17 protein-coding genes and 1 tRNA gene are annotated in these 22,243 nt (G+C 40.4%); 9 read left to right on the forward strand and 9 right to left on the reverse strand.

Going from position 1 to position 22,243, the window contains the following annotated elements; translation table 11 throughout:
• The first annotated feature begins 6 nt into the window (after window positions 1-6).
• The 3 genes from ATK78_RS16405 (at window position 7) to ATK78_RS16415 (ending at window position 4,320) form a co-directional block, all read left to right on the forward strand.
• Window positions 7-945, forward strand: a complete 939-nt coding sequence (locus ATK78_RS16405) for a bifunctional riboflavin kinase/FAD synthetase (protein ID WP_133577189.1) — start codon at window positions 7-9, stop codon at window positions 943-945.
• Window positions 946-1,015: 70 nt separating this feature from the next.
• Entirely contained in the window at window positions 1,016-3,238 is a 2,223-nt protein-coding gene (locus ATK78_RS16410; protein ID WP_133577190.1) for a cation:proton antiporter, read from the forward strand.
• 44 nt (window positions 3,239-3,282) lie between these two features.
• Window positions 3,283-4,320, forward strand: coding sequence for a DUF2157 domain-containing protein (locus tag ATK78_RS16415; RefSeq protein WP_133577191.1), 1,038 nt, complete (start codon window positions 3,283-3,285; stop codon window positions 4,318-4,320).
• Between the two features lie 49 nt (window positions 4,321-4,369).
• On the opposite strand, the gene ATK78_RS16420 is transcribed toward ATK78_RS16415, so the two are convergent.
• Window positions 4,370-4,990: a lysine transporter LysE gene (locus tag ATK78_RS16420; RefSeq protein ID WP_133577192.1), complete on the reverse strand. Its 621-nt coding sequence runs from the start codon at window positions 4,988-4,990 to the stop codon at window positions 4,370-4,372.
• Between the two features lie 14 nt (window positions 4,991-5,004).
• Window positions 5,005-7,806, reverse strand: a complete 2,802-nt coding sequence (gene uvrA, locus ATK78_RS16425) for an excinuclease ABC subunit UvrA (protein ID WP_133577193.1) — start codon at window positions 7,804-7,806, stop codon at window positions 5,005-5,007.
• A gap of 265 nt (window positions 7,807-8,071) precedes the next feature.
• Between uvrA and ATK78_RS16430 the strand changes: the two genes are divergently transcribed.
• From ATK78_RS16430 to recA, 4 genes are all read left to right on the forward strand, one after another.
• The gene (locus ATK78_RS16430) at window positions 8,072-8,647 is read left to right on the forward strand and encodes an RNA polymerase sigma factor (RefSeq protein WP_133577194.1); all 576 of its coding nucleotides are present in this window, start codon (window positions 8,072-8,074) and stop codon (window positions 8,645-8,647) included.
• Window positions 8,648-8,744: 97 nt separating this feature from the next.
• Window positions 8,745-8,939 (forward strand): hypothetical protein, encoded by a 195-nt coding sequence (locus tag ATK78_RS16435; protein ID WP_133577195.1) that lies wholly within the window; start codon window positions 8,745-8,747, stop codon window positions 8,937-8,939.
• A gap of 190 nt (window positions 8,940-9,129) precedes the next feature.
• On the forward strand, window positions 9,130-9,798 hold the full coding sequence (gene nth, locus ATK78_RS16440; RefSeq protein ID WP_133577196.1) for an endonuclease III: 669 nt from the start codon (window positions 9,130-9,132) through the stop codon (window positions 9,796-9,798).
• A 131-nt stretch (window positions 9,799-9,929) separates the two neighbouring features.
• Window positions 9,930-10,949 (forward strand): recombinase RecA, encoded by a 1,020-nt coding sequence (gene recA, locus ATK78_RS16445; protein WP_133577197.1) that lies wholly within the window; start codon window positions 9,930-9,932, stop codon window positions 10,947-10,949.
• Window positions 10,950-11,026: 77 nt separating this feature from the next.
• Here the strand turns inward: recA and ATK78_RS16450 are convergent, their stop codons facing one another.
• Both ATK78_RS16450 and tsaD read right to left on the reverse strand, forming a co-directional pair.
• Window positions 11,027-11,248, reverse strand: a complete 222-nt coding sequence (locus ATK78_RS16450) for a hypothetical protein (RefSeq protein WP_133577198.1) — start codon at window positions 11,246-11,248, stop codon at window positions 11,027-11,029.
• A 21-nt stretch (window positions 11,249-11,269) separates the two neighbouring features.
• Window positions 11,270-12,271, reverse strand: coding sequence for a tRNA (adenosine(37)-N6)-threonylcarbamoyltransferase complex transferase subunit TsaD (gene tsaD, locus ATK78_RS16455; protein WP_133577199.1), 1,002 nt, complete (start codon window positions 12,269-12,271; stop codon window positions 11,270-11,272).
• A gap of 68 nt (window positions 12,272-12,339) precedes the next feature.
• Between tsaD and ATK78_RS16460 the strand changes: the two genes are divergently transcribed.
• Window positions 12,340-16,770, forward strand: coding sequence for a translocation/assembly module TamB domain-containing protein (locus ATK78_RS16460; protein WP_133577200.1), 4,431 nt, complete (start codon window positions 12,340-12,342; stop codon window positions 16,768-16,770).
• 2 nt (window positions 16,771-16,772) lie between these two features.
• Here the strand turns inward: ATK78_RS16460 and ATK78_RS16465 are convergent, their stop codons facing one another.
• The 3 genes from ATK78_RS16465 to ATK78_RS16475 all read right to left on the reverse strand — a co-directional run bounded on the left by ATK78_RS16465 (window position 16,773) and on the right by ATK78_RS16475 (window position 19,989).
• Entirely contained in the window at window positions 16,773-17,984 is a 1,212-nt protein-coding gene (locus ATK78_RS16465; RefSeq protein WP_133577201.1) for a bifunctional 3,4-dihydroxy-2-butanone-4-phosphate synthase/GTP cyclohydrolase II, read from the reverse strand.
• Between the two features lie 157 nt (window positions 17,985-18,141).
• The gene (locus tag ATK78_RS16470) at window positions 18,142-19,578 is read right to left on the reverse strand and encodes an LptF/LptG family permease (protein ID WP_133577202.1); all 1,437 of its coding nucleotides are present in this window, start codon (window positions 19,576-19,578) and stop codon (window positions 18,142-18,144) included.
• A 30-nt stretch (window positions 19,579-19,608) separates the two neighbouring features.
• On the reverse strand, window positions 19,609-19,989 hold the full coding sequence (locus ATK78_RS16475) for an START-like domain-containing protein (protein ID WP_133577203.1): 381 nt from the start codon (window positions 19,987-19,989) through the stop codon (window positions 19,609-19,611).
• A gap of 108 nt (window positions 19,990-20,097) precedes the next feature.
• On the opposite strand from ATK78_RS16475, the gene ATK78_RS16480 reads away from it, so the two are divergent.
• A tRNA-Met gene (locus ATK78_RS16480) sits at window positions 20,098-20,171 on the forward strand.
• 158 nt (window positions 20,172-20,329) lie between these two features.
• Here ATK78_RS16480 and ATK78_RS16485 read toward each other — a convergent pair.
• Both ATK78_RS16485 and ATK78_RS16490 read right to left on the reverse strand, forming a co-directional pair.
• Window positions 20,330-20,527: a PTS sugar transporter subunit IIBC gene (locus tag ATK78_RS16485; protein ID WP_133577204.1), complete on the reverse strand. Its 198-nt coding sequence runs from the start codon at window positions 20,525-20,527 to the stop codon at window positions 20,330-20,332.
• 7 nt (window positions 20,528-20,534) lie between these two features.
• Window positions 20,535-21,998: a recombinase family protein gene (locus ATK78_RS16490; protein ID WP_133577205.1), complete on the reverse strand. Its 1,464-nt coding sequence runs from the start codon at window positions 21,996-21,998 to the stop codon at window positions 20,535-20,537.
• Window positions 21,999-22,243 lie beyond the last annotated feature (245 nt).

Genomic DNA, 22,243 nt, shown 5'->3' on the forward strand with positions numbered 1-22,243 from the left:
CATTTAATGAAGATATACAATCACCTTTCCGAGTTTAAGAAACTAAATAATGCCGTTGCTACCATTGGTACCTTTGATGGGGTACATTACGGACATCAAAAGATCATTAAGCGCTTGTGTGAACTGGCGAAAGCCAATGGCGGAGAAAGTGTGATCCTTACCTTTTTTCCTCATCCCCGGCTGATCATAGACCCGGAGAACCAGGACCTGAAGATGATCAATACCATTCATGAAAAGGCAAAGATCCTGGCTGGTCTTGGTGTTGACCATTTGATCATTACTCCGTTTACCCGCGACTTTTCTAATCTTAGCCCTTCAGAATACATTAAAAACATACTCGTTGACACCATAGGCATCAAGCAAATCATTGTGGGTTATGATCACCGTTTTGGTAAAGACCGGAAAGGCGGTATGGATGATCTTATAGAATTTTCAAAGAAGTGCGACTTTAAAATTGAAGAAATTCCGGAACAGGATATCAATGATGTTGCGGTAAGCTCTACCAAGATCCGTAAGGCGGTATTAAATGGAGAAGTTGCCCTGGCAGCAAGTTTTCTGGGCTACAACTTTTCCATCTACGGTCGCGTCATTAAAGGCGACAAGATTGGCCGGACCATCGGCTACCCTACGGCTAACATATTTGTTGAGGAGACCTATAAACTCATCCCTTCCGACGGAATCTATGCGGTAACTGTAGAATTAAACGGCGCATCTTTTCAGGGCATGGCCTATATCGGACAGCGTCCTACCATCAATGGGATGACGCGAAACATCGAGGTAAACATCTTCGATTTTGATCAGGAGATCTATGGACAGAACATCAAGATGAATTTCCTTGAATTTCTACGGCATGACGTTAAATTTACGGGGCTTGAAGCTTTAAAAGAACAATTATTTAAAGACAAAGAAGCAACGCTTGCTTACTTCAAAAACCAATCTTTATAGAATTTTTATGGGTTTTTATACGTAAAAACGCCCTTTTTATTGTATATTACGGCAAAACACAATTTTGCCTATGATTCATTTACCAACTTTAATCTCTGATTTAGGACTTATTCTTGCCGCTGCCGGTGTAGTTACACTACTTTTTAAAAAGATCAAACAGCCGCTTGTTTTGGGGTATATTCTTGCGGGTGTACTGGTTGGACCTTATCTCGATTTTCTGCCTTCTGTTAAAGATCACGAAAGCATTACCATTTGGGGCGAGATTGGTGTGATCTTCCTTTTATTTAGTTTGGGATTAGAATTCAGTTTCAAGAAACTGGTTAAAGTTGGCGGCTCCGCATCCATTACCGCCATAGTAAAAGTTGGCTTCTTAATACTTGCCGGATATTTTGTTGGTAAAGCCATGGGATGGAAAGACATGGACAGTCTGTTCCTCGGTGGTATTTTATCCATCTCATCCACCATGATCACCATCAAAGCATTTGAAGAACTTGGTATTAAACATAAGAAATTTGCAGGCCTTGTTTTTGGTGTACTGATCGTAGAAGATCTTGTGGCCATCTTATTACTGGTGCTCTTTTCTACCCTTGCTGTTAGCCAGCAATCGGCAGGAACAGAGATGCTGTTTTCCATTCTTAAGCTCGGTTTCTTTTTAACCCTTTGGTTTTTAGGCGGTATATTCTTAGTACCTACATTCTTAAAGGCAACCAAAAAGCTGATGAATGATGAGACCATGCTGGTGGTATCGCTTGCACTCTGCCTGGTCATGGTACTGCTGGCAGTACAGGTAGGCTTCTCTCCCGCCCTTGGTGCATTTATCATGGGTTCTATCCTCGCAGAAACAACACAGGCAGAACGGATCGAACATTTAACCAAATCGGTAAAAGACCTGTTCTCTGCCGTATTCTTTGTTTCAGTAGGGATGCTGATTGATCCCGGTGTACTGGTAGAATATGCGTTTCCGATCATTGTGATCACACTGGTTATCATCCTGGGTAAAATTATATTTACGGTACTCGGCGCGTTACTTGCCGGACAGCCTTTAAAAACTTCGGTACAGGCGGGTATGAGTTTGGCACAGATTGGAGAGTTCTCATTCATCATTGCCACACTTGGTGTTACCTTAAAGGTTACCAGCGACTTTCTATATCCCATTGCTGTTGCTGCTGCCGCAATAACTACATTTACTACACCTTACCTGATCAAACTTTCAGAGCCATTTTATAATCTGCTAACCCGCATTTTACCCAAAAGATGGCTGGATGCCATTGGCCGTTACAGTACAGGCACAGAAGGCATAACCCGGCTTAGTGACTGGAAAGTGCTGCTTAGGGCGTACACCTTTAATACCATCATCCACTCGGTAATTATCATTGCGGTGATATTTTTGGCATCAAGATTCTTACAGCCATTTATAGTGGAGAATATTGGGAACGGCATGAATGGGACCATCATCAGTGTGGTGATCTCCTTCATCCTCATGTCTCCATTTTTATGGGCTTTATCTATCCGGAGAATCCAGAAAACAGCCTATGCCCATTTGTGGTTAAATAAGAAATATACGCGGGGGCCTTTAATCTCTATCGAGTTTTTCAGGGTTGCGCTGGGTGTTTTCTTTGTCGGCTTTTTAATGTACGAGTTTTTTGACACCTGGGTTGCTGCGGGTATTGCCCTGCTGCTGACCATTGTAGGCATGATCGTTTTCTCCAGAAAGCTGCAGGCTTTTTACGATAAACTGGAGAAGCGCTTTTTACTGAACTTAAATGCCCGCGAAGCACAGAATGCACAACCGGAGATCTTACCCTGGGATACCCACCTGGAAGAGCTTGTGGTGGCCCCGGAGTCTAGCTTGGTTGGTAAAACATTAATGGAACTGTCTGTTAGAGAAAATTATGGGGTTAACATTGCACTGATTGAACGCGGTACCATCATGATCCCTACACCTGGACGGGAAGACCGCCTGTATCCGCATGATAAGGTGCTGGTGATTGGAACAGATGATCAGCTGGCTGCCATTAAAGAACTTTTTCAGGGAAACATTGATGAGCATAAAGAAGCATCGTTTCCTAAAAAGGACATGACGCTGCAAAAGATCGTCATCAACAGCAGCTCACCTGTATTTGGTCAGACCATCCGCAACTCAGGGATCCGTGAAACCACCCAGGGTCTTGTAGTTGGCATAGAACGAAATGGTGAGCGCATCCTAAACCCGGATTCGAACCTGATATTTGAGAATGAAGATGTGGTATGGATTGTGGGCAATAACAAAAAGGTACCGGATTTGTTAAAGTAATTTAGATATTTGATTTATTCTAACAGACAGCAGCTTTCACAGCAATGAAGATAGACCAGGAAAAAAGTGATTTTTTAGATGAGATGCTGAACCACTGGCAGGAAGAAAACCTGTTGTCTGAAGATACCGTAGAGAAATTGCGCAGCAGCTATGAGGCTAAAAGTTTCGACTGGCGCCGGCTGGCTCAATATTCATTCTGGGTGGCTATGGCTTGCGGGGTAATTTCATTAGGTGCACTATTGATCGACAATAAGATTTTACACTACCTGGAAAGCTTGTTTGATGCATCAGACCTGATGATCAGCATCCTTTCTGCTGTTGCAGCGGTTATAGTCTACTACCTTGCATTTAAAAGAAAGAAATCAAAATCTAACCAGGTATTTAGCAATGAGGCCCTCGTCTTTAGCGGGGTGATGCTTACCGCAAATGCAATTGCCTATCTGGGCAAATCCCTGGATAATGGGAGCTCCCATTTTTCGCTGCTCATCCTGTTCTCGGTATTTGTTTACGGCATTCTGGCTTTTGTATTTAAGTCGAGGCTCATCTGGGCCTTTGTACTGATCTCCCTTGGTGCATGGTTTGGTACAGAAACCGGTTACCTATCCAGGTGGAACTATTATTTTGCCGGCATGAACTATCCGCTCCGCTTTGTATTTTTTGGGCTGATCGTTACTGCAGTCTCTTTCATCTTTAAGAACAATAAGAAACTGGTTATTTTTTACCAGACCAATTACATCTGCGGAATGATCTATTTATTTGTTTCCCTGTGGCTGCTTTCGGTATTCGGCAATTTTGGGACACTTGAAGAATGGTATTCAATTAAACAGCTTAGCCTTTTTTACTGGGGAATACTATCTGCATCCGCTTGCATCGTCAGCATCTTTGCCGGCTTAAAATACCGGGATGATATTGCAAGGGAATTTGGCATTACCTTTCTTTTCATTAATCTGTATACGCGTTACTTTGAATATTTTTGGGACAGCTGGCACAAGGCTTTATTTTTTAGCGTACTGGCTGCATCATTCTGGCTCATCGGACGTAAGGCAGAAAAGATCTGGAACCTGGAATTTCTTAAAAATTAGCACATTAGAAATCGCTTTTACTGCGGGTGGCCTCTTATACCTTATATGCTTATTTGATGAAATGTATATAGACTATTTTGCCGATGTGGTATGCGGACAGTATAAAGAACAAAATAGCGATACTTTTATTGACCAGGTAACTGCTTAATGCAAACTTCTCCTGAATATATTGAGCAAAGCGGGCAAAGCCATACAAGGCCAGCGCGGCACCAATACCAGAACCGATGCTAAATATAGAGATCGACAGGTATCCAATGTCTATCCACTCATGAGAGATCAGGTAAGTACCTACAAATAACCAATATGGAATCTGCATGGGATTGACGACACCCAATAACATCCCGTACCGGATGCTGTCTTTTTTCGAGTAATCTGCCTTAGGCATTTCCTTTCTTGATCTCCAGGTAATTACACCCAGTACCCCAAACATTAAGACCATGACCACGTCGATCACGTCACCCAATTTGATCTCGCTGGAAAGCCACTGCACAAAGCGCATTACGCCAAAGGTAAACAGGATCTCTATGGATGCAAAAGCCCCAATAAAGTATAGTGCCTGCCGGATTCCGCGCGTTATGGTAATCTGAACTACGGTCAGGTTTATATTTCCTGGAGGGATATATCCAACCATATTTAAGATGATACCCAGGAAGAAGGTTAATAAAAGCATGTGCGAAGATAATATTATTTCAAATGTGCTTTCAAATACTTCGCAGTATATGATTTTTTTGAGTGAACCAGATCTTCTGGTGTACCTTCAAATACCACATGACCACCTTGATCACCACCCTCCGGACCGATATCTATTACCCAGTCTGCAGATTTGATCATATCCATATTGTGCTCAATCACCAAAATGGTGTTTCCCTGTTCAATTAAGGTATTCAGTGCAATCAGCAGCTTTTTAATATCGTGGAAGTGCAAACCCGTTGTAGGCTCATCGAAGATGAACATCGTTTTATTGGCATTATTACCTTTAATTAAAAAAGATGCAAGCTTGATCCGCTGGGCCTCACCACCAGAAAGTGTATTTGACGACTGCCCCAAATGAACATAGCCCAATCCAACATCAACCAAAGGCTGAAGCTTGTTTAAGATCTTTGTTTCATTTTTGAAAAAAGCGACAGCTTCTTCGATGGTCAGGTCCAGAATATCCGCTACATTTTTATCCTGGTAAGTTACATCAAGTACCTGCTGTTTAAATCTTCGTCCGCCGCAGGTTTCACAGGGCAGATAAATATCAGCCATGAACTGCATTTCGATCTTCACTTCTCCCTCACCCTGGCACACATCACAACGTCCGCCTTCCACATTAAATGAAAATGCTGCAGGTTTTAATCCAGCAGCTTTAGATGCCGGCAGCGCAGAGAACAAGGCACGCACATCATCCCAAGCCTTTACATAGGTTACCGGGTTGGATCTTGATGATCTTCCTATCGGATTTTGATCAACCATTTCCACCTGGCTAACCAGCTCATAATGTCCAAATATACCGTCATAAGAACCCGTTTGCTCTCCTGCATAATTACCAATTGCTTTCTGAAGCGCCGGATACAGGATCTTTTTGATTAAGCTTGTCTTTCCGGAACCGGATACCCCGCTAACTACAGTAAATACGCCAAGCGGAAACTTCACATCAATATTCTTCAGGTTATTCTCTCGTGCACCTTTAATCAGCACATGGTCTTTCCAGGTTCTGCGGGCGTTGGGAATTTCTATTTTCTCTGCTCCGGAAAGGTATCTGCCGGTCAGGCTTTTTTTATCTTTTATGATTTCTTTATAGGTACCGCTAAAAACGAGGTTCCCGCCATGCGTTCCGGCTTCAGGGCCTATATCAATGATGTGATCTGCGGCTTTCATCATTTCTTCCTCATGCTCAACCACCAAAACAGTATTACCCACATTACGAAGCGACAGGAGCACCTCGATCAGCTTATTGGTATCACGGGGGTGCAATCCGATGCTTGGCTCATCCAGCACGTAAATAGACCCTACCAAACTGCTTCCTAAGGAAGTAGCCAGATTGATCCGTTGGGATTCTCCGCCGGACAAGGTATTGGAAAGGCGGTTTAGGGTTAGGTAGCCCAAACCTACATTGTTCAGGTACAGCACACGATTACTGATCTCTGCCAGTAAACGTTTGGCTATCTTCTCATCGTTCTTAGATAGGTTCAGGTTATTAAAGAAATTGAGGATGCCGGAAAGCGGCATCAGCACGACATCAATAATTGACTGATCATTGATCTTCACATAAGAAGCATCCTTACGCAGCCTGGATCCTTTACAATCCGGGCAGGAAGTTTTACCACGATAACGGGAAAGCATTACCCGGTACTGGATCTTATAGGTTTGTTCTTCAAGTTCCTTAAAGAAAGCATCCAGTCCCTCGAAATATTTATTACCGGTCCAAACCAACCGCTGCTCTTTCTCTGTAAGCTCATTGTAAGAACGGTGAATCGGGAAATCAAATTTTGAAGATGCCTTAACAAACCGGTTTAGCCATTCCCGCATCTTCTCTCCCCGCCATGGTGCAATGGCATTGTCAAAGATACTTTTACTCTTATCCGGAATTACCAGGTCTTCATCAATCCCGATCACATTACCATAACCTTCACAGCGTTTACACGCGCCATATGGATTGTTAAAACTGAAGAAGTTAGGAGTAGGCTCTTCAAAGCGGATACCATCCAGTTCAAAGCGATCACAAAAGTGGGTCAACTTCCCTTCATGCTCCACATAGCAGTCTCCTTTTCCCTCAAAAAAAGCAGTTTGTGCCGAGTCAGCCATGCGGCTGATGGTTTCTTCTTCTTCATTAACTACAATACGGTCGATCAGGATCTTTACCGTATGTTCATCCTGAAGTTCAAAGTCTTTAAAATCAGCATCTTCAAGTATCGACTCTATCTTTTCGATCTTATCTTTATAGGAGATCCGTAAAAACCCTTTCTGCAGCAATACGGCAAGCTCTTCTTTTATTGAGCGGTTGTTGTGCGGAAACAGCGGGCAAAATATAGTGGCCACGCGGTCTTCACCGAGTGAAGTAATAAAATCAACCACGGTAGTCACGGTATCTTTCTTCACCACCTTTCCGGAAACCGGCGAGTACGTTTTGCCTATTCTGGAAAACAGCAGTTTCAGGTAATCGTAAACCTCTGTGGAGGTACCTACGGTAGAGCGTGGATTGGAGGTAATTACCTTTTGCTCAATGGCAATGGCCGGGGCAATCCCTTTAATATAGTCTACGTCCGGCTTATTCATCCGGCCCATAAACTGACGGGCATAAGATGACAAACTTTCAACGTACCTGCGCTGGCCCTCTGCGTATAAAGTATCAAATGCCAGGGAGGACTTGCCAGAACCAGACATACCGGTAATGACTACCAGCTGATTTTTTGGTATCGCTACATCAATATTTTTAAGATTGTGAACTCTGGCACCCTTTATGATTATATGTTTATGCGGATCTTTATCGATTTCGTTATTCATTGTTTTCTGGATAGAATACTGCTAATATACCTCAAAAAATGAATATGCCGTTCTTTGAGGAAGTGCAAAAATAAGGCAATGAATCAATTTTAATTTTTTTTTAACACTTTTTATATTGAATTCTAATAAAAAAATGGTTCTTTTGAACTAATAAACCAACTTACCCATTCACCATCTAAACTTAACAGGAGAAACGATATCGAATCAAACAACTACTAAGTATTTTTTTAGCAACACAGCAAGGGAATTTAGTTAGGGAACTCCTATGAAATTACAAGAACATAATGATCAAGAACTGGTATCCATGTACCTCACTGGTAATGAATCCGTTTTAGAAGAACTTCTGCGCAGGCATAAGACCAAGATCTATACCTCCATTTATTTATTGGTAAAAGATCAGTACCTGGCCGAAGATATTTTTCAGGACGCATTGATTAAGGTGATCAATACATTGAGATCAGGTAAATATAACGAGGAAGGTAAATTTCTTCCCTGGGTGATGCGTATTGCACATAACCTGGTTATTGACTTTTTTAGAAAGGAAAAACGCGCTCCGTCTATTATCAGTGCGGATGGTTCCGATGTATTTGACATGCTCCAGTTTCATGAAGAAAGTGCTGAGGACCGCATGCTTAGGGAACAGACCCATTTAGATTTGAGGGCGATGATCCATCTTTTGCCAGACGACCAGAAAGAAGTACTGATCATGCGCCATTATGCAGACCTGAGTTTTAAAGAAATTGCAGACTTAACAGATGTAAGTATAAATACGGCACTGGGTAGAATGCGTTATGCATTGAGCAATCTTCGTAAGATGATGAAGGTTAAAGAAATATCCTGATTTATATAAAAAAAATGTTACACAGAATTATTGTGTAGGTTAAACTAAAGTAGTAATAATATCGTTAATTAGGAAAACTAATACATGTTTATTGCTTATGATAAAAACCTCTACTTCTGTTAACCCATTAAATTACGCGCATTCCGGTCTTGATATTCCGGGAACAAACGAGCTTGAGAAAAAGGATGTCCAGTTCTACGATAGTCTGAGACCGCATTTAGATCAGCTGGCTAAAGATCCTTCTGACGATGTCATTGCTAAGATCTTAGCTTATTCCAGCATTAATCGCTAAGAAACGTTGAGCGCGTTGATCGTTGAGAGTGTCAGCAACGTTAACGTTGAGAACGTTGAAAGTACTAAGAACTTTTAAGATCTTCTTCAAAGGAACCTGAGCGTTGAGTGCCTTACGTAATTTTAAAAATGATTTAAAGCCGTCAATATTTTGACGGCTTTTTTATTTCCATGTTTATATATATTTGCAGATGCTTAAAAAAGACAGGTATAAACTTTTTGTGTCTCACTTCTCTGCTAAACAGCCAAATGCCGAAACGGAACTGCATTACAACAACCCTTTTCAACTGCTCGTGGCTGTGATCTTATCTGCTCAATGTACAGATAAGCGGATCAACCAGGTAACCCCTGCCCTTTTTCAGCGTTTTCCAAATGCCAAAGCACTGGCTGATGTTACGCCAGATATTGTGTTTGATTACATCAGAAGTGTAAGCTATCCAAACAACAAGGCTAAACACCTGGTTGGAATGGCCACAATGCTGCTCCATGAATTTAATAACGAGGTGCCGTCAGACATTGACCAACTGCAGAAAATGCCTGGCGTTGGGCGGAAAACGGCAAATGTAATTGCATCTGTAATCTATAATGCTCCAGCTATGGCAGTTGACACCCATGTTTTCCGGGTTTCTAACCGGATTGGACTGAGTAGTGGTAAAACACCGCTTGCAGTAGAGAAGGAACTGGTTAAAAATTTGCCTGAACATACCATCCATGTAGCCCACCATTGGCTAATCTTACATGGAAGGTACGTTTGCGTGGCCAGATCGCCTAAATGCAGCATATGCGAAATCACAAACATTTGCAAGTATTATCAAAAGAATAATAAAATAACTAATTTATTTAGTGATCCGGCACTATAAATAAAATTATTATCTGTTATTTGTTGTTTTAAATTAAATATTAACATATATTTGCTAATAATATTAGCAGATCATAAATTATCTTTTTTAGTAACGCAGATGATTTATCTTTACGAACAGAATATAAGAACATGAGCACAAACGCAAACGCAGACAAATTAAAAGCATTACAACTTACATTAGATAAGTTAGAAAAATCATATGGTAAGGGAACGGTTATGAAACTGGGTGATAGTGCTGTTGAGCCTATTGAGTCTATCTCTACCGGATCTATCAGCCTGGATATTGCCTTAGGAATTGGCGGTGTACCTAAAGGACGTGTGATTGAAATATATGGCCCCGAATCATCAGGTAAAACAACCTTAGCTACACACATCATTGCTGAAGCACAAAAAAAAGGTGGTATCGCTGCATTTATTGACGCAGAACATGCCTTTGATAAAGGATATGCTAAAAAGCTAGGTGTTGATGTAGACAACCTGCTAATCTCACAGCCAGACAACGGTGAGCAGGCCCTTGAAATTGCAGACAACCTGATTCGTTCCGGTGCTATAGATGTGATCGTAATTGACTCTGTTGCAGCCCTGGTTCCTAAAGCAGAGATTGAAGGAGAAATGGGTGATTCTAAAATGGGACTACAAGCCCGCTTAATGTCGCAAGCCCTGCGTAAACTAACAGGAACAATCGCTAAAACCGGATGCTGCTGTATCTTCATCAACCAATTGCGTGAAAAAATCGGTGTGATGTTTGGTAACCCGGAAACAACAACCGGTGGTAATGCGTTGAAATTTTATGCTTCAGTACGTTTAGATATCCGCAGGACTTCACAAATTAAAGATTCTGATGAAGTATCCGGAAATCGTGTTAAAGTTAAAATCGTAAAAAACAAAGTTGCCCCACCTTTCCGAATTGCTGAATTTGATATCATGTTCGGTGAAGGAATCTCTAAGACTGGTGAGATCATCGACCTTGGTGTTGACTTTAACATCATCAAAAAAGCAGGATCATGGTTTTCCTATGGAGATACGAAGCTTGGACAAGGAAGAGATGCCGTTAAACAATTGCTAATGGACAACCCTGAATTATCGGAAGAAATTGAGGCAAAGATCAGGGCTGAAGTAACCGGCGATAAATTAGAAGAGAAATTATAATCAATACAAGATAAAGCGAGCGGGACAATCTAAACAGGTTGCCCCGCTTTTTTATGATCACATATTACCGATTCTTATTACCGGTAACTCGGAGCCTGTGACTTGGCAGGCACCAATGAATTGGCCTCTATGAATTTACTGTCAAATTTAACAATGGCATAAATCGCAATAATGGCCATAAATACCAATACAGACAGCCCCAGATAATTTCTTTTTTTATCTTTTCTAATGATCCACACCAGGAAAATAATTAATGGGATCAGCATTAGCCCAAAAAAAACAAAACTCATTACACTCATAATTTCCTCTGATTATATTAATTAAAATTCCATCCTTGACATAGGTGACACATCCTGACCCACAAAATCCTTCTTTAAGTATTTATGATATCCGGCAATAGCGATCATTGCCGCATTATCTGTACAATATTCAAAAGCCGGAATATATACCTTCCAGTCCAGTTCTTCTGCCAGTCTGGTTAGCTCAGCCCGTAAACCACTGTTCGCAGAAACTCCTCCTGCTATCGCAATGTCTTTAATGCCGTATTGTTTTGCAGCTTTTTTCACCTTATTCAGCAGAATATAAACAATGCTATGTTGTACAGACGCACAAATATCGTCCAGGTTCTCTATTATGAAATCTGGATTTTCCAGTTCCTGCTTTCTTATAAAATATAAGATCGATGTTTTTAAACCGCTAAAACTATAGTTTAAATCTTTGATCTGAGGCTCTCCAAATTTAAATGCAAGTGGATTACCCAGCTTTGCATGCTTGTCGATTAACGGGCCTCCGGGATACGGCAAATTCAATATTTTAGCCGTCTTGTCAAAAGCTTCACCCGCAGCATCATCCAGCGTCTCCCCCACAATTTCCATATCAAAATAATCCTTTACCAATACAATCTGGGTATGCCCTCCGGAAACCGTCAGACAAAGAAAAGGAAATGATGGTTTAGGATCATCAATAAAATGCGCCAGGATGTGGGCATGCATATGATTAACCGATATTAATGGCAGATCTAAAGCCAGTGCAAATGACTTGGCAAAAGATACACCGACCAATAAAGAACCTAATAATCCCGGACCACGCGTAAAAGCAACTGCATCCAGCTCTTTTTTGTTAACTTTAGCATCAATTAATGCTTGCTGTATAACAGGTACTATATTTTGCTGGTGTACCCTTGAAGCTAATTCAGGGATGACACCACCATAATTTTCGTGAATTGTTTGGTTTGCAATAACATTGGCTGTAATTTTGCCGTTGTTACAAATAGCAACCGAAGTTTCATCACAAGAAGATTCTATAGCAAGGATTACCGACACGTTTATTATTATTAAGCTACAAAACTATTAAAAAACTATTAAAAATACTTCTTTGGATTGTCGCATCAGTGTTATTACTTGTTGCCGTACTGGTATTTTCACTCCAGTTTAAGCCAGTTCAAACATTTATTGCTAAAAAAGCCGCCGCCTACCTATCGAAAGAACTCCATACAACGATCTCTATTAAAAGCGTTTATATCAAACCTTTTAAGTCTGTAGTATTTGAAGACCTGCTCGTTTTGGATCTGCAGAAAGATACCTTATTAAGCACGCCTGCTTTTATGGTCGATCTGAACCAACTTTCGTTAAAAAACCGGATCATCGATGTAAATACCGTACAGATCAATCGCGGATCATTTTATTTAAAAGCTTTAAAGGACAGTACCACCAACCTGGACTTTATCATTAATTACTTTGATTCCGGAAAGCCTAAGGTTAAATCAACTAAAAAACCTTATGAGATCTCTTTTGACCGGGTTATCATCAATAACCTCAGTTTTAAATATAAGAACTTTAAAAAAGACACTGTTATTAAAGGTGTAAATTTTGACGACATTGGTTTAACGAACTTGAATGGGATCTTTGAACAGATCAATACAACTGATCACCTGCTGCAGGCCGACATCAAGAACCTGACCTTTAAAGAGAAAAGTGGTTTTTATCTGAAAAACTTAACCTCCTTTGCCACGATTGACACCAATAGCATTGAGTTAAAAAAACTGATGCTGGTTACAAACAGAAGCCGGTTGTCCGATTATTTTAAGATGCGTTTCAATAGCTTCAAAGACTTTAGCGATTACACCAATAAGGTGCGCATGAACGCAGAGTTTAAAAATAGCTTTCTATCTTCAAAAGACGTAGCCTATTTCTCTCCCCAGCTTGGCAACATGAACTTAAATTTGGGTATTGATGGTAAAATATCAGGATTGGTCAATAACCTTAAGGCTAAGAAGCTCTCCATTCAGGCAGGGAAAGCAACTTATATTAAAGGGGATTTTATTGTTAAAGGCCTGCCAAATCTTAACGAAACCTTTATGGATCTTAAGATTGAAATGGCGGGAACGAACAAAACAGATCTTGATGAGCTCTTAGCCAATGTAACCGGAAAACAGAAAAAATTAATCCCTGTTGTTGTCAGCAAATTCGGCAACATCAACTTTAACGGTTCCTTTACTGGTTTTCAAAATGACTTCATTGCCTATGGGGAGTTTAAAACTGCATTGGGCCGTTTGGTATCGGATGTAAATATGAAAATTGATAAGCAGGGCGTACCTTCTTATACCGGAAATATAAAGACCCACGATTTTAATCTGGGTGCTTTAATCAATGAAAAATCATTAGGAAGACTAACCGCCTCGCTTTATGTAAAAGGCAGGGGAACTGAAATTAACAGTCTTTCTGAAAAGCTTAATGGTGATATTGATTACATTGACTTTAATAAATACCGTTACCGAAACGTTAAGATTGACGGAACATTTAACAAGAAATATTTTGATGGCAGCTTAAAGATCAATGACAAGAACGTTCAGCTTGTATTTGATGGGGGTGTGAACTTAAATCCTAAATTGCCTGTATTTAATTTTAAGGCCACCATTAAAAATGCGCGGTTAAGAACACTGAAGCTATATAAAGATTCATTGAAGATAGATGCCACATTCAGCACAAACTTTTCAGGCACCAACCTAAATAACATTCAGGGTAACCTGCTGATCCAGCAAATCAGACTGGATAATGTGAAAGGGATCTATAATATCGATTCTGTACAACTCAAAGCCAGCGGAACGGGCAAAGAAAGAAGCCTGACGGTTAATTCCGATATTCTTGATGCGAGTATCAAAGGGCAGTATGACCTTAACTCCCTTCCTGATTACTATAAAGCCCTCGCTAAACGGTATATTCCTTCCCTTAAAACAGACAATAAACCATTCGGAGAACAAACTTTTCAGTTTGACCTGAAGATCAAGCGATTCGAACCTGTGGCAGAACTTCTGGTTCCTGGATTGGAAATTGAGGATCAGGCGGTCTTTGTCGGCAATTTTGATTCGCAAAATAACATCGCCACCTTAAACGGATTCGTCAAAAAGCTGAAATATAAAGGCATGATCGTCAACAATATCATTGTCGATGAAAACACGTCTACCAACCAGCTTCAGGCTATTATCACATCAGACCGCGTAGATCTGAACGACAGTCTTTACATTAAGAATGTCAACATCTCAAACATCCTGCGTAACGACAGTTTATCGCTCAATGTTAAGTTATCAAATGCGGATGATGCCAATCAGCTGGATTTAAACGGACTGATCGAATTTGCCAGTGACACCACTGCGCGCGTAAGTATTTTGCCATCTATTCTTAAGATCAACAGTGAGGACTGGAAGATCCAGGAGAAGGTGCGGATTAGTTTCCATGAAGGAAAAACAGAGATCAGCAATTTCGATCTGAGCAACGGAAATCAGTTGCTGACGATTGATGGTGTGCTTTCCAGCGATCCTAAAGATGTGATGCTGGTCGGATTTAAAGAATTTGATCTTAACACATTAAATCCTTTTGTTAAAACCCTTGGTGTAAAGCTGGCCGGAAAAGCCAATGGCGAAACCAAATTATATGACATCATGAAATCGCCAAGGATCTCTGACAACCTTAAAATTGATTCCCTAAGCTTTAATGACACTTATATCGGTGTACTGAGCGACACTTCTTCCTATGACCGCGGCAATAACCTGGCTAACATCTTTACCCAGATTGTAACCGGCGATAAGGAAACATTTAAAGTGACAGGAAACCTCGATCTCACTAAAAAACTCATCGACCTGAATGTAAAGCTGGACGATAGTGAACTTGCAGTGTTAGAACCGTTTGTAAAAACCCTGGTATCCAATCTTAAAGGGCAGATCTCTGCTGATCTAACGATCAATGGCCCTTTTAGTAAACCTGCGATCAATGGTGATCTATCCTTTAATAAGGGACAAATGACCATCAATTATCTCAAAACTGCTTACACCTTGTCTGATGATGTGAGTGTGGAGAACAGCGTTATCGGCATTGATGACCTGAAACTGGTTGATGTTGACGGGAATGAGGCTGTAGCCAATGGCACGGTAGACCTGAATGTGATCAGCACACCTACCATTGACATTACGGTTGTAGCTAAGGATTTTATGGCCTTAAACACCACAGAAAAAGACAATGCGCTATACTTTGGAAAAGCTTACGGTAGTGGTACCTTTAAATTTAAAGGACCTACCAATAAGATGTTCATTGACATTGATGCGAAGACCGAGAAGGGAACAGTGTTCAACTTACCGCTTAACAGCTCAGAGATGGTTTCTACTAAAGACTTCATCACATTTGTAAGCAAGGATACCGCAAGTTACGTTAAAAAGCAAACCAGTTTTGACGGACTAACCATGAGCTTAAAGCTGGTAGTGGATGCCAACAGTACGGCCAATATATTTACATCTCTTGGAAACTTAAGCGGCAAAGGGTATTCGAAAAACCTTGCCCTGAATATCAATAGTCTTGGTGATTTTGAAATGTCTGGTGATTACATCATTGAAAGCGGAAGTTTTGACTTTACGGCACAGGAGATCATCAATAAAAAATTTACCATCAGACAGGGCGGTACGATCCGGTGGACTGGAAACCCGACTACCGCACAGATCAATTTAAAAGCCATTTACGCCTTAAGAGCTGGCTTAAGTGATTTGTATACTGCAGCAAACCGGGATGGTGGCACAAACACCAATGAGCGGGTTTTAACGGAAGTTGAGATGGGCTTAACGGGATCTTTATTAAAGCCGGATATTAAACTCGATATCTTCTTCCCATCAAATCCTGCTGTCAAAGAAGATTTGCAAGCTTATTTTAATGACGACAATAACCGGAACTTACAGGCATTGAGTTTAATTATCAGGCGCAGTTTTGCTCCCGGAACAGGAAAAGAAGCTTTGGGAAAACAACTTACCTCTGGTGTAACGAGTACGGCAACAGAACTCTTGTTTAACCAGTTTAACAATGTGCTGTCGTCACTTAACCTGGACTTTGTTGACATCAATATTAAGTCTTTAAGTGAGGCCAATGCATCCTTCCGGTTCTTTAATGACCGGCTGATCTTAAACGCGGGTATTGTAGACCGGAGAAGCACAAACGATCTGTCACCAATTGGCTTTACCAGTAATAACGTGGGTGGTGAAGTTGAGATTCTAACCTTAATTAAAAAGGATGGTACCCTGGTAGGAAAACTGGCAAACAAACCACCTACACAGCAGAGTAATTTCTTTAATACAGGTATTAGTCAGAATAACAACGTTACTTCACTGGGTTTGATCTATACCCAGCAATTTGATAGTTTCAGAGAATTTATACAGAAGCTAACCGGAGAATACAAACGGAATCAAAAAAAGAAAGCGGATACTGCTGAAAAACCAGTACCCGCTAAACCTGTTCTCAATAGGGCAGCTATAATTAACGACAAGAAAACGACGTCAAAGAAATAGCCTTAGCCTTTCATAATCTGGTGGCCCATTTTATCTCTTTTCGTTTTCAGGTAAAGTTCATTGTGAACATTACTTTCAATCTCTATAGCGATATTCTCCACAATCTCTAAACCATAACCGATTAATCCGGCACGTTTAGTTGGGTTGTTAGACATCAATCTCATTTTAGTTACTCCCTGTGCTCTTAGTATTTGTGCACCAACGCCATAATCTCTTTCATCACCTTTAAAGCCCAATTCAATATTGGCTTCTACGGTGTCAAAACCAGCATCCTGAAGATTATAGGAACGTAGTTTATTTACCAGTCCAATGCCACGGCCTTCCTGGTTCATATATACAATTACACCTTTACCTTCTTTATGGATCATCTCCATGGCCTTATGCAGCTGAGGGCCGCAATCGCACCGGCATGATCCAAAAATATCACCGGTTACGCAAGAACTGTGTACCCTTGTCAATACCGGTTCATCTTCCTTCCACTCCCCTTTGCTAATGGCCAAATGGGTTGCATTATTATCAGTCTGCGTGTAAGCGGTCATTTTAAAATCACCCCATTCCGTTGGCAGGTTTACGGTAACTTCTTCTTTGATCAGGCTTTCTTTACTTAGCCTGTAGGCGATAAGATCACGTATTGAAATGATCTTTAGCTGATGCTGTGCAGCAATTTTAATCAGATCTGGTAAACGTGCCATTTCACCATCGTCCTTCATGATCTCAACAAGTACACCCGCAGGCTCCATGCCTGCCAGTCTGGCCAAATCAACAGAGGCTTCGGTATGTCCGGAACGTCTTAAAACGCCGCCTTCTTTAGACCTAAGCGGAAATATGTGACCGGGTCTGCCTAATTCTGCAGGATCTATATCCGGATTGATCAAAGCCTTGATGGTCTTTGAACGGTCTGAGGCTGAAATTCCAGTGGTACAGCCATGACCAACAAGATCAACAGAAACGGTAAAATTCGTTTCAAAAGCTGCAGTATTCTTTCCAACCATCAAGTCTAAGCCCAATTCATCGCATCTTTCTTCTGTTAAAGGAACGCAAATCAGACCCCGGCCATAGGTTGCCATAAAGTTTATCATTTCAGGGGTAGCATTGGCAGCAGCAGTAACAAAATCGCCTTCGTTCTCTCTGTCTTCATCATCTACTACAATAATCGCTTTACCCGCTTTTATTTCTGCAATAGCTTCTTCTATTGCATTAAGTTTGATTTCCATTTCTCGAATCTATTAATAACCGGGTATATAATAATCAACCGGTTAATCATCCATATGATGTTACAAAGTTACAACCTTAAGCGTCAATATTATCGCACAAATATCATAAATAAGTAATGAAAAGTATCGTGCTGCAATCAGGATAAAAGCCTTAAAATCAACTGGGATCACCAGTTAATTTCTTCTTTTTGAAAAGATTAACTATAAGTTGTTTAAAATAATTGACATCAAATAACGCAGAATCTACCGTTGCCTTATAGGTTAAAAATGCACCAAGTGGTGAAAGAACAATGATGGCGAGCCACATTCCTAAAAATGGAAGTAAAGTACCTGTCAATGCAGACTTTTCTGCAACCGTTGTGATGATGTGGTAGAGCAGGAAAAATACAATGGCCATTACCACAGGTAAACCCAGTCCCCCTTTCCTAATGATTGCTCCAAGTGGTGCACCAATAAAGAACAACAGTACGCACGAAACGGCCAGCGTAAATTTGCGCTGGTATTCGATTTCAATCTTAATCAGGTTTCTAACCCGGTTCTCATGATCTTCTATCCTGCCGGAAGTTGCCTGTTTTATAGAGGTTGCCAGATCTACCGCACTCTGAACTACGGCAAGACGTTGTTGTGATGGGATGGAACTAACAATATTACCATTGATATCCTTTACAGGAACCTTCACTTTGGTATATCCCTTGGTAAAGTTATTTTGCTTGTAATAGCTGCTTATGTTGGCTACAGCAAAGTGATTTATGCTATCTAATTCTTTAGAGAGGGAATCGCCTTTCTTTGTTAGTCCTTTCAGGTTTAGCATTTGGGTATTGTCCCGGAAAGCCTGCTCATCGGTACGGTTCATTTTAAAGCTGGAGATGTCCAGCTTCTGAACACTTTCGCCAAACCTGGACCGGGTCATTTCCTGTCTTGGGTTGGTGTAGGTATTCCGTCCGTTAGATTCCTCATAGCGAACACCGTCCTTTAGCTTGATTAAAAGAAACTGGTTGTTGCTTTCCATCTTTCCCTCTTTGGCAATGATGATCTTTGCAATTCCATTTGGGCTGTTGTGATCATAGATCATTACATTGTAGAGTGTTACCCCATCCTCGCCTTTACGGTCTACCCGAATAGAATATCCTGGAACACTGTTGTTAAATACGCCTTCTTTAATTAGAAAAGACAGTTTTTTATTCCTGATGTCCCACAATAACGAACCAAATTTAAGGTTTGCTTTGGGCAGCATATAATCTGAGAATATAAATGAGCTGATTGCCAGGCCAATGATGAGCACAAAAAGTGGCATCATCGCTTTCTGTAGAGATACCCCTGCAGATTTGATGGCTACAAGCTCGTAGTTTTCTCCGAGTGTACCGAACGTCATGATGGAAGACAGCAAAACCGATAATGGCAATGCCATAGACACGTTTGATGCCGACGCATAACACATCAGTTCCAGTATGGTATACCACTCAATGCCTTTTCCGATTAGATCATCAACGTATTTAAACAGAAAAAACATTAATAAGATAAACATCACAATAAAAAATGTGACGATAAATGGCCTAATGAATGCTTTGAGCAGAAGTAAATGAATCTTTTTCAATATACAAATGTAGACAAAGCTATCGAAAAACTAGGCACCTATTACACTGTGCAGATAGTTAATCTGGTTATCCCAGATCAGTGTTCTTTCTGCGCGTGTTTCATCCGTAGCAAAATCGGTTATAGAAAGGGCAACATCATTTGTTAGTTCATCCTGAACAATTTCCATTTCAAAATAGCAATGCGGCTCATCGTCCACCCACTTAAATTTGACCAGTTTGTTCTCTTTGATGCTTAACAGCTTTGCCTTTTGAATTTCATCATCCCATGTGAATGTATAAACCTGGTCGCGGAAAATTACGTCATCCGCAAACCATTGAGACAAACCGTTAGGTTCGCTAATAAAGCTGAATAATATGCGAGGAGACGATCTCAATTCATATTCCAAAGTAAATTTTTTCTTTTCCGACATCGTTAAACACCTTATCCCTGAGTTAATAGACTATTTTTTTAATATTTGTTTCTAAAGAAAAGTAAATTATTCTATATTTGCAACTCTTTAAAAAAAAGGACGACACCCGGCGGGGTAGCTCAGATGGTTAGAGCGCAGGATTCATAACCCTGAGGTCGGCAGTTCGATCCTGCTCCCCGCTACATAAGGAAACAACATATACAGGTTGTTTCCTTTTTTTATGCCAATAAAAATCTGTGGTCCAAACTGTTACAACTTGGACAAATCGTGTTCGACAATCACTAAAAAACTTTTTAGACTTTTATCCAAAACGGTCTAAAAAGTAGCTCTAAGAATATACTTAAGTCGATTTTAATAGGTTCGACTTCTTCTTAGGGTTTTGAGCGTTTTGCACATCTTCTATTTTGTTATAATTCTTTGCCACCAGATAAAGAAATTCCAAGATAACATCAGCTTCCCTATCATCAACAGCGACACCATTCTTAGCCAAAATAGAAATTGCCCGTTTAACCGAAATCTTTCTTTCTATAAAGTTCATATCTAAATTAATCGTTTTTGTTCAACACCAGTATTTTTGATAATGCGGAGTGTAATTCCAAGGAAATTTCTCCTGTAAAGAAGTCCACCTTGGACGGAGGGATAAGCGTGATGAGATGCTTTTTATCGGGAATGTCCAACATAGCGTAATTGCCAAAAATTTCTGTAACAGATCCATGATCTAATTGACGCTTTAGATCAATATTGTTTAGCTTATCGAGCGTGTCACTAAGCTCTTTCTTGAGAATTGCAGATCTTGCCAGATATTCTTTTTTGAATTCACTATAATCGTCAAATTTAAATTCGTCTTCTACATACATTTTTCTGGCTTTAGAAAGTGTTGATTGTTGCCTTGCCAGCTCTCTTAAAAGTTCTGCTCTTTCATTCAAGCATTCTGTCCTATTCGTATTTAGATTAACATCATCCAAAATAAGATCAAAAAGATGTATAGCTTTATTGGAAAGGACTAATTGTTGGAGTTTACGTTCATAGTTATAATTTAAGAGTACTGCGTTGATTCTCGTCCTACATCTTCCGCGGCAATGATAATATGGATATTTGTATTTTGAACCTTTGGAAAAACTTCCGCAAACCCTTTTGCCACAAAGCGGACATACCAAAAAACCTGTTAGAAAAAATGTTGCTTTTAGCTCTTCCGATCTCCTAGAAACCCTTCTCTTTGTGTTGATGATATCCTGCACCTTATAGAAAGTAGACACTGAGATCAAAGCTTCATGATTTCCTTTAACCATCTGCGTTTCTTCAGCATTCAGCTTCACTGGAATCAGACCGCAATAAACTGGATTACGAATAATCTTGGAAAAATTTGAAGACGAGCAGAGAAAGCCTTTATCGGCTGCCATCTTTCTAACATCCGTGATTCTGTAGATATTTTTTGCTAACTGAAGAAAAACCCACCTGATAACACTCGCCTCAGGTTGTTTTGGTGCAATAAACTTTTTACCATCCAGTCCAGTACGGTTTACAAATCCCATCGGTGCCTTGTTTGGATGTCGCCCCATCTGCCGAGCTCTGCGCATTCCATTTGCTGTATTGAGGGCACGTCTGGTATTTTCTGCTTCCGGAACGGATAGATAGACTGCAAGCATCACCGAACTCTCCGGAATATCGAGATCGACAGGCTGATCGATGGCCATTGCCTTGGCATTGTACTTCCGTAATATACCGATCATCTCGTAGGCATATTGTATGTTACGACTGAACCTATCCCACTTGATGAATAAGATATTCTTTTCTTCTTTGGTACGTTCCTTTTTAACGGCCGATACAAGTTGTTTCCATTCGGGCCGATTGAAGTTCTTTGCTGAAAAGTCCTCCCTGTAAACTCCCTTAACATTTATATTATTGGAGTCACAATATTTGAGCAATCGATCCTCTTGTTCAGGCAAGGAATAGCCCTTCCTTTTTTGTTCGTCTGTACTTACACGGACATATAGATAAGCTGATTTCATATGGACATTATATAAATTCTTAATATAAGTTCTGCATTTTTTAGGAAATCAGAATGCTATTATGTTGGATATAGCTCAGTTTAACTCAATAAATAATCAACTATTTAATTATTGTTATCCTACTATTTTCTGCTAAATTTAAAGAACTGATAAAAATGCTCCCATGGTTAAAACATTTTCAAAGATGGATACCGGAATAACCCTAATTAGGAATTTCGCCCCACATTCAAATCAAGAAAAAGAAG

It is taken from the genome of Pedobacter metabolipauper (assembly GCF_004362715.1).
Lineage (GTDB): Bacteria > Bacteroidota > Bacteroidia > Sphingobacteriales > Sphingobacteriaceae > Pedobacter > Pedobacter metabolipauper.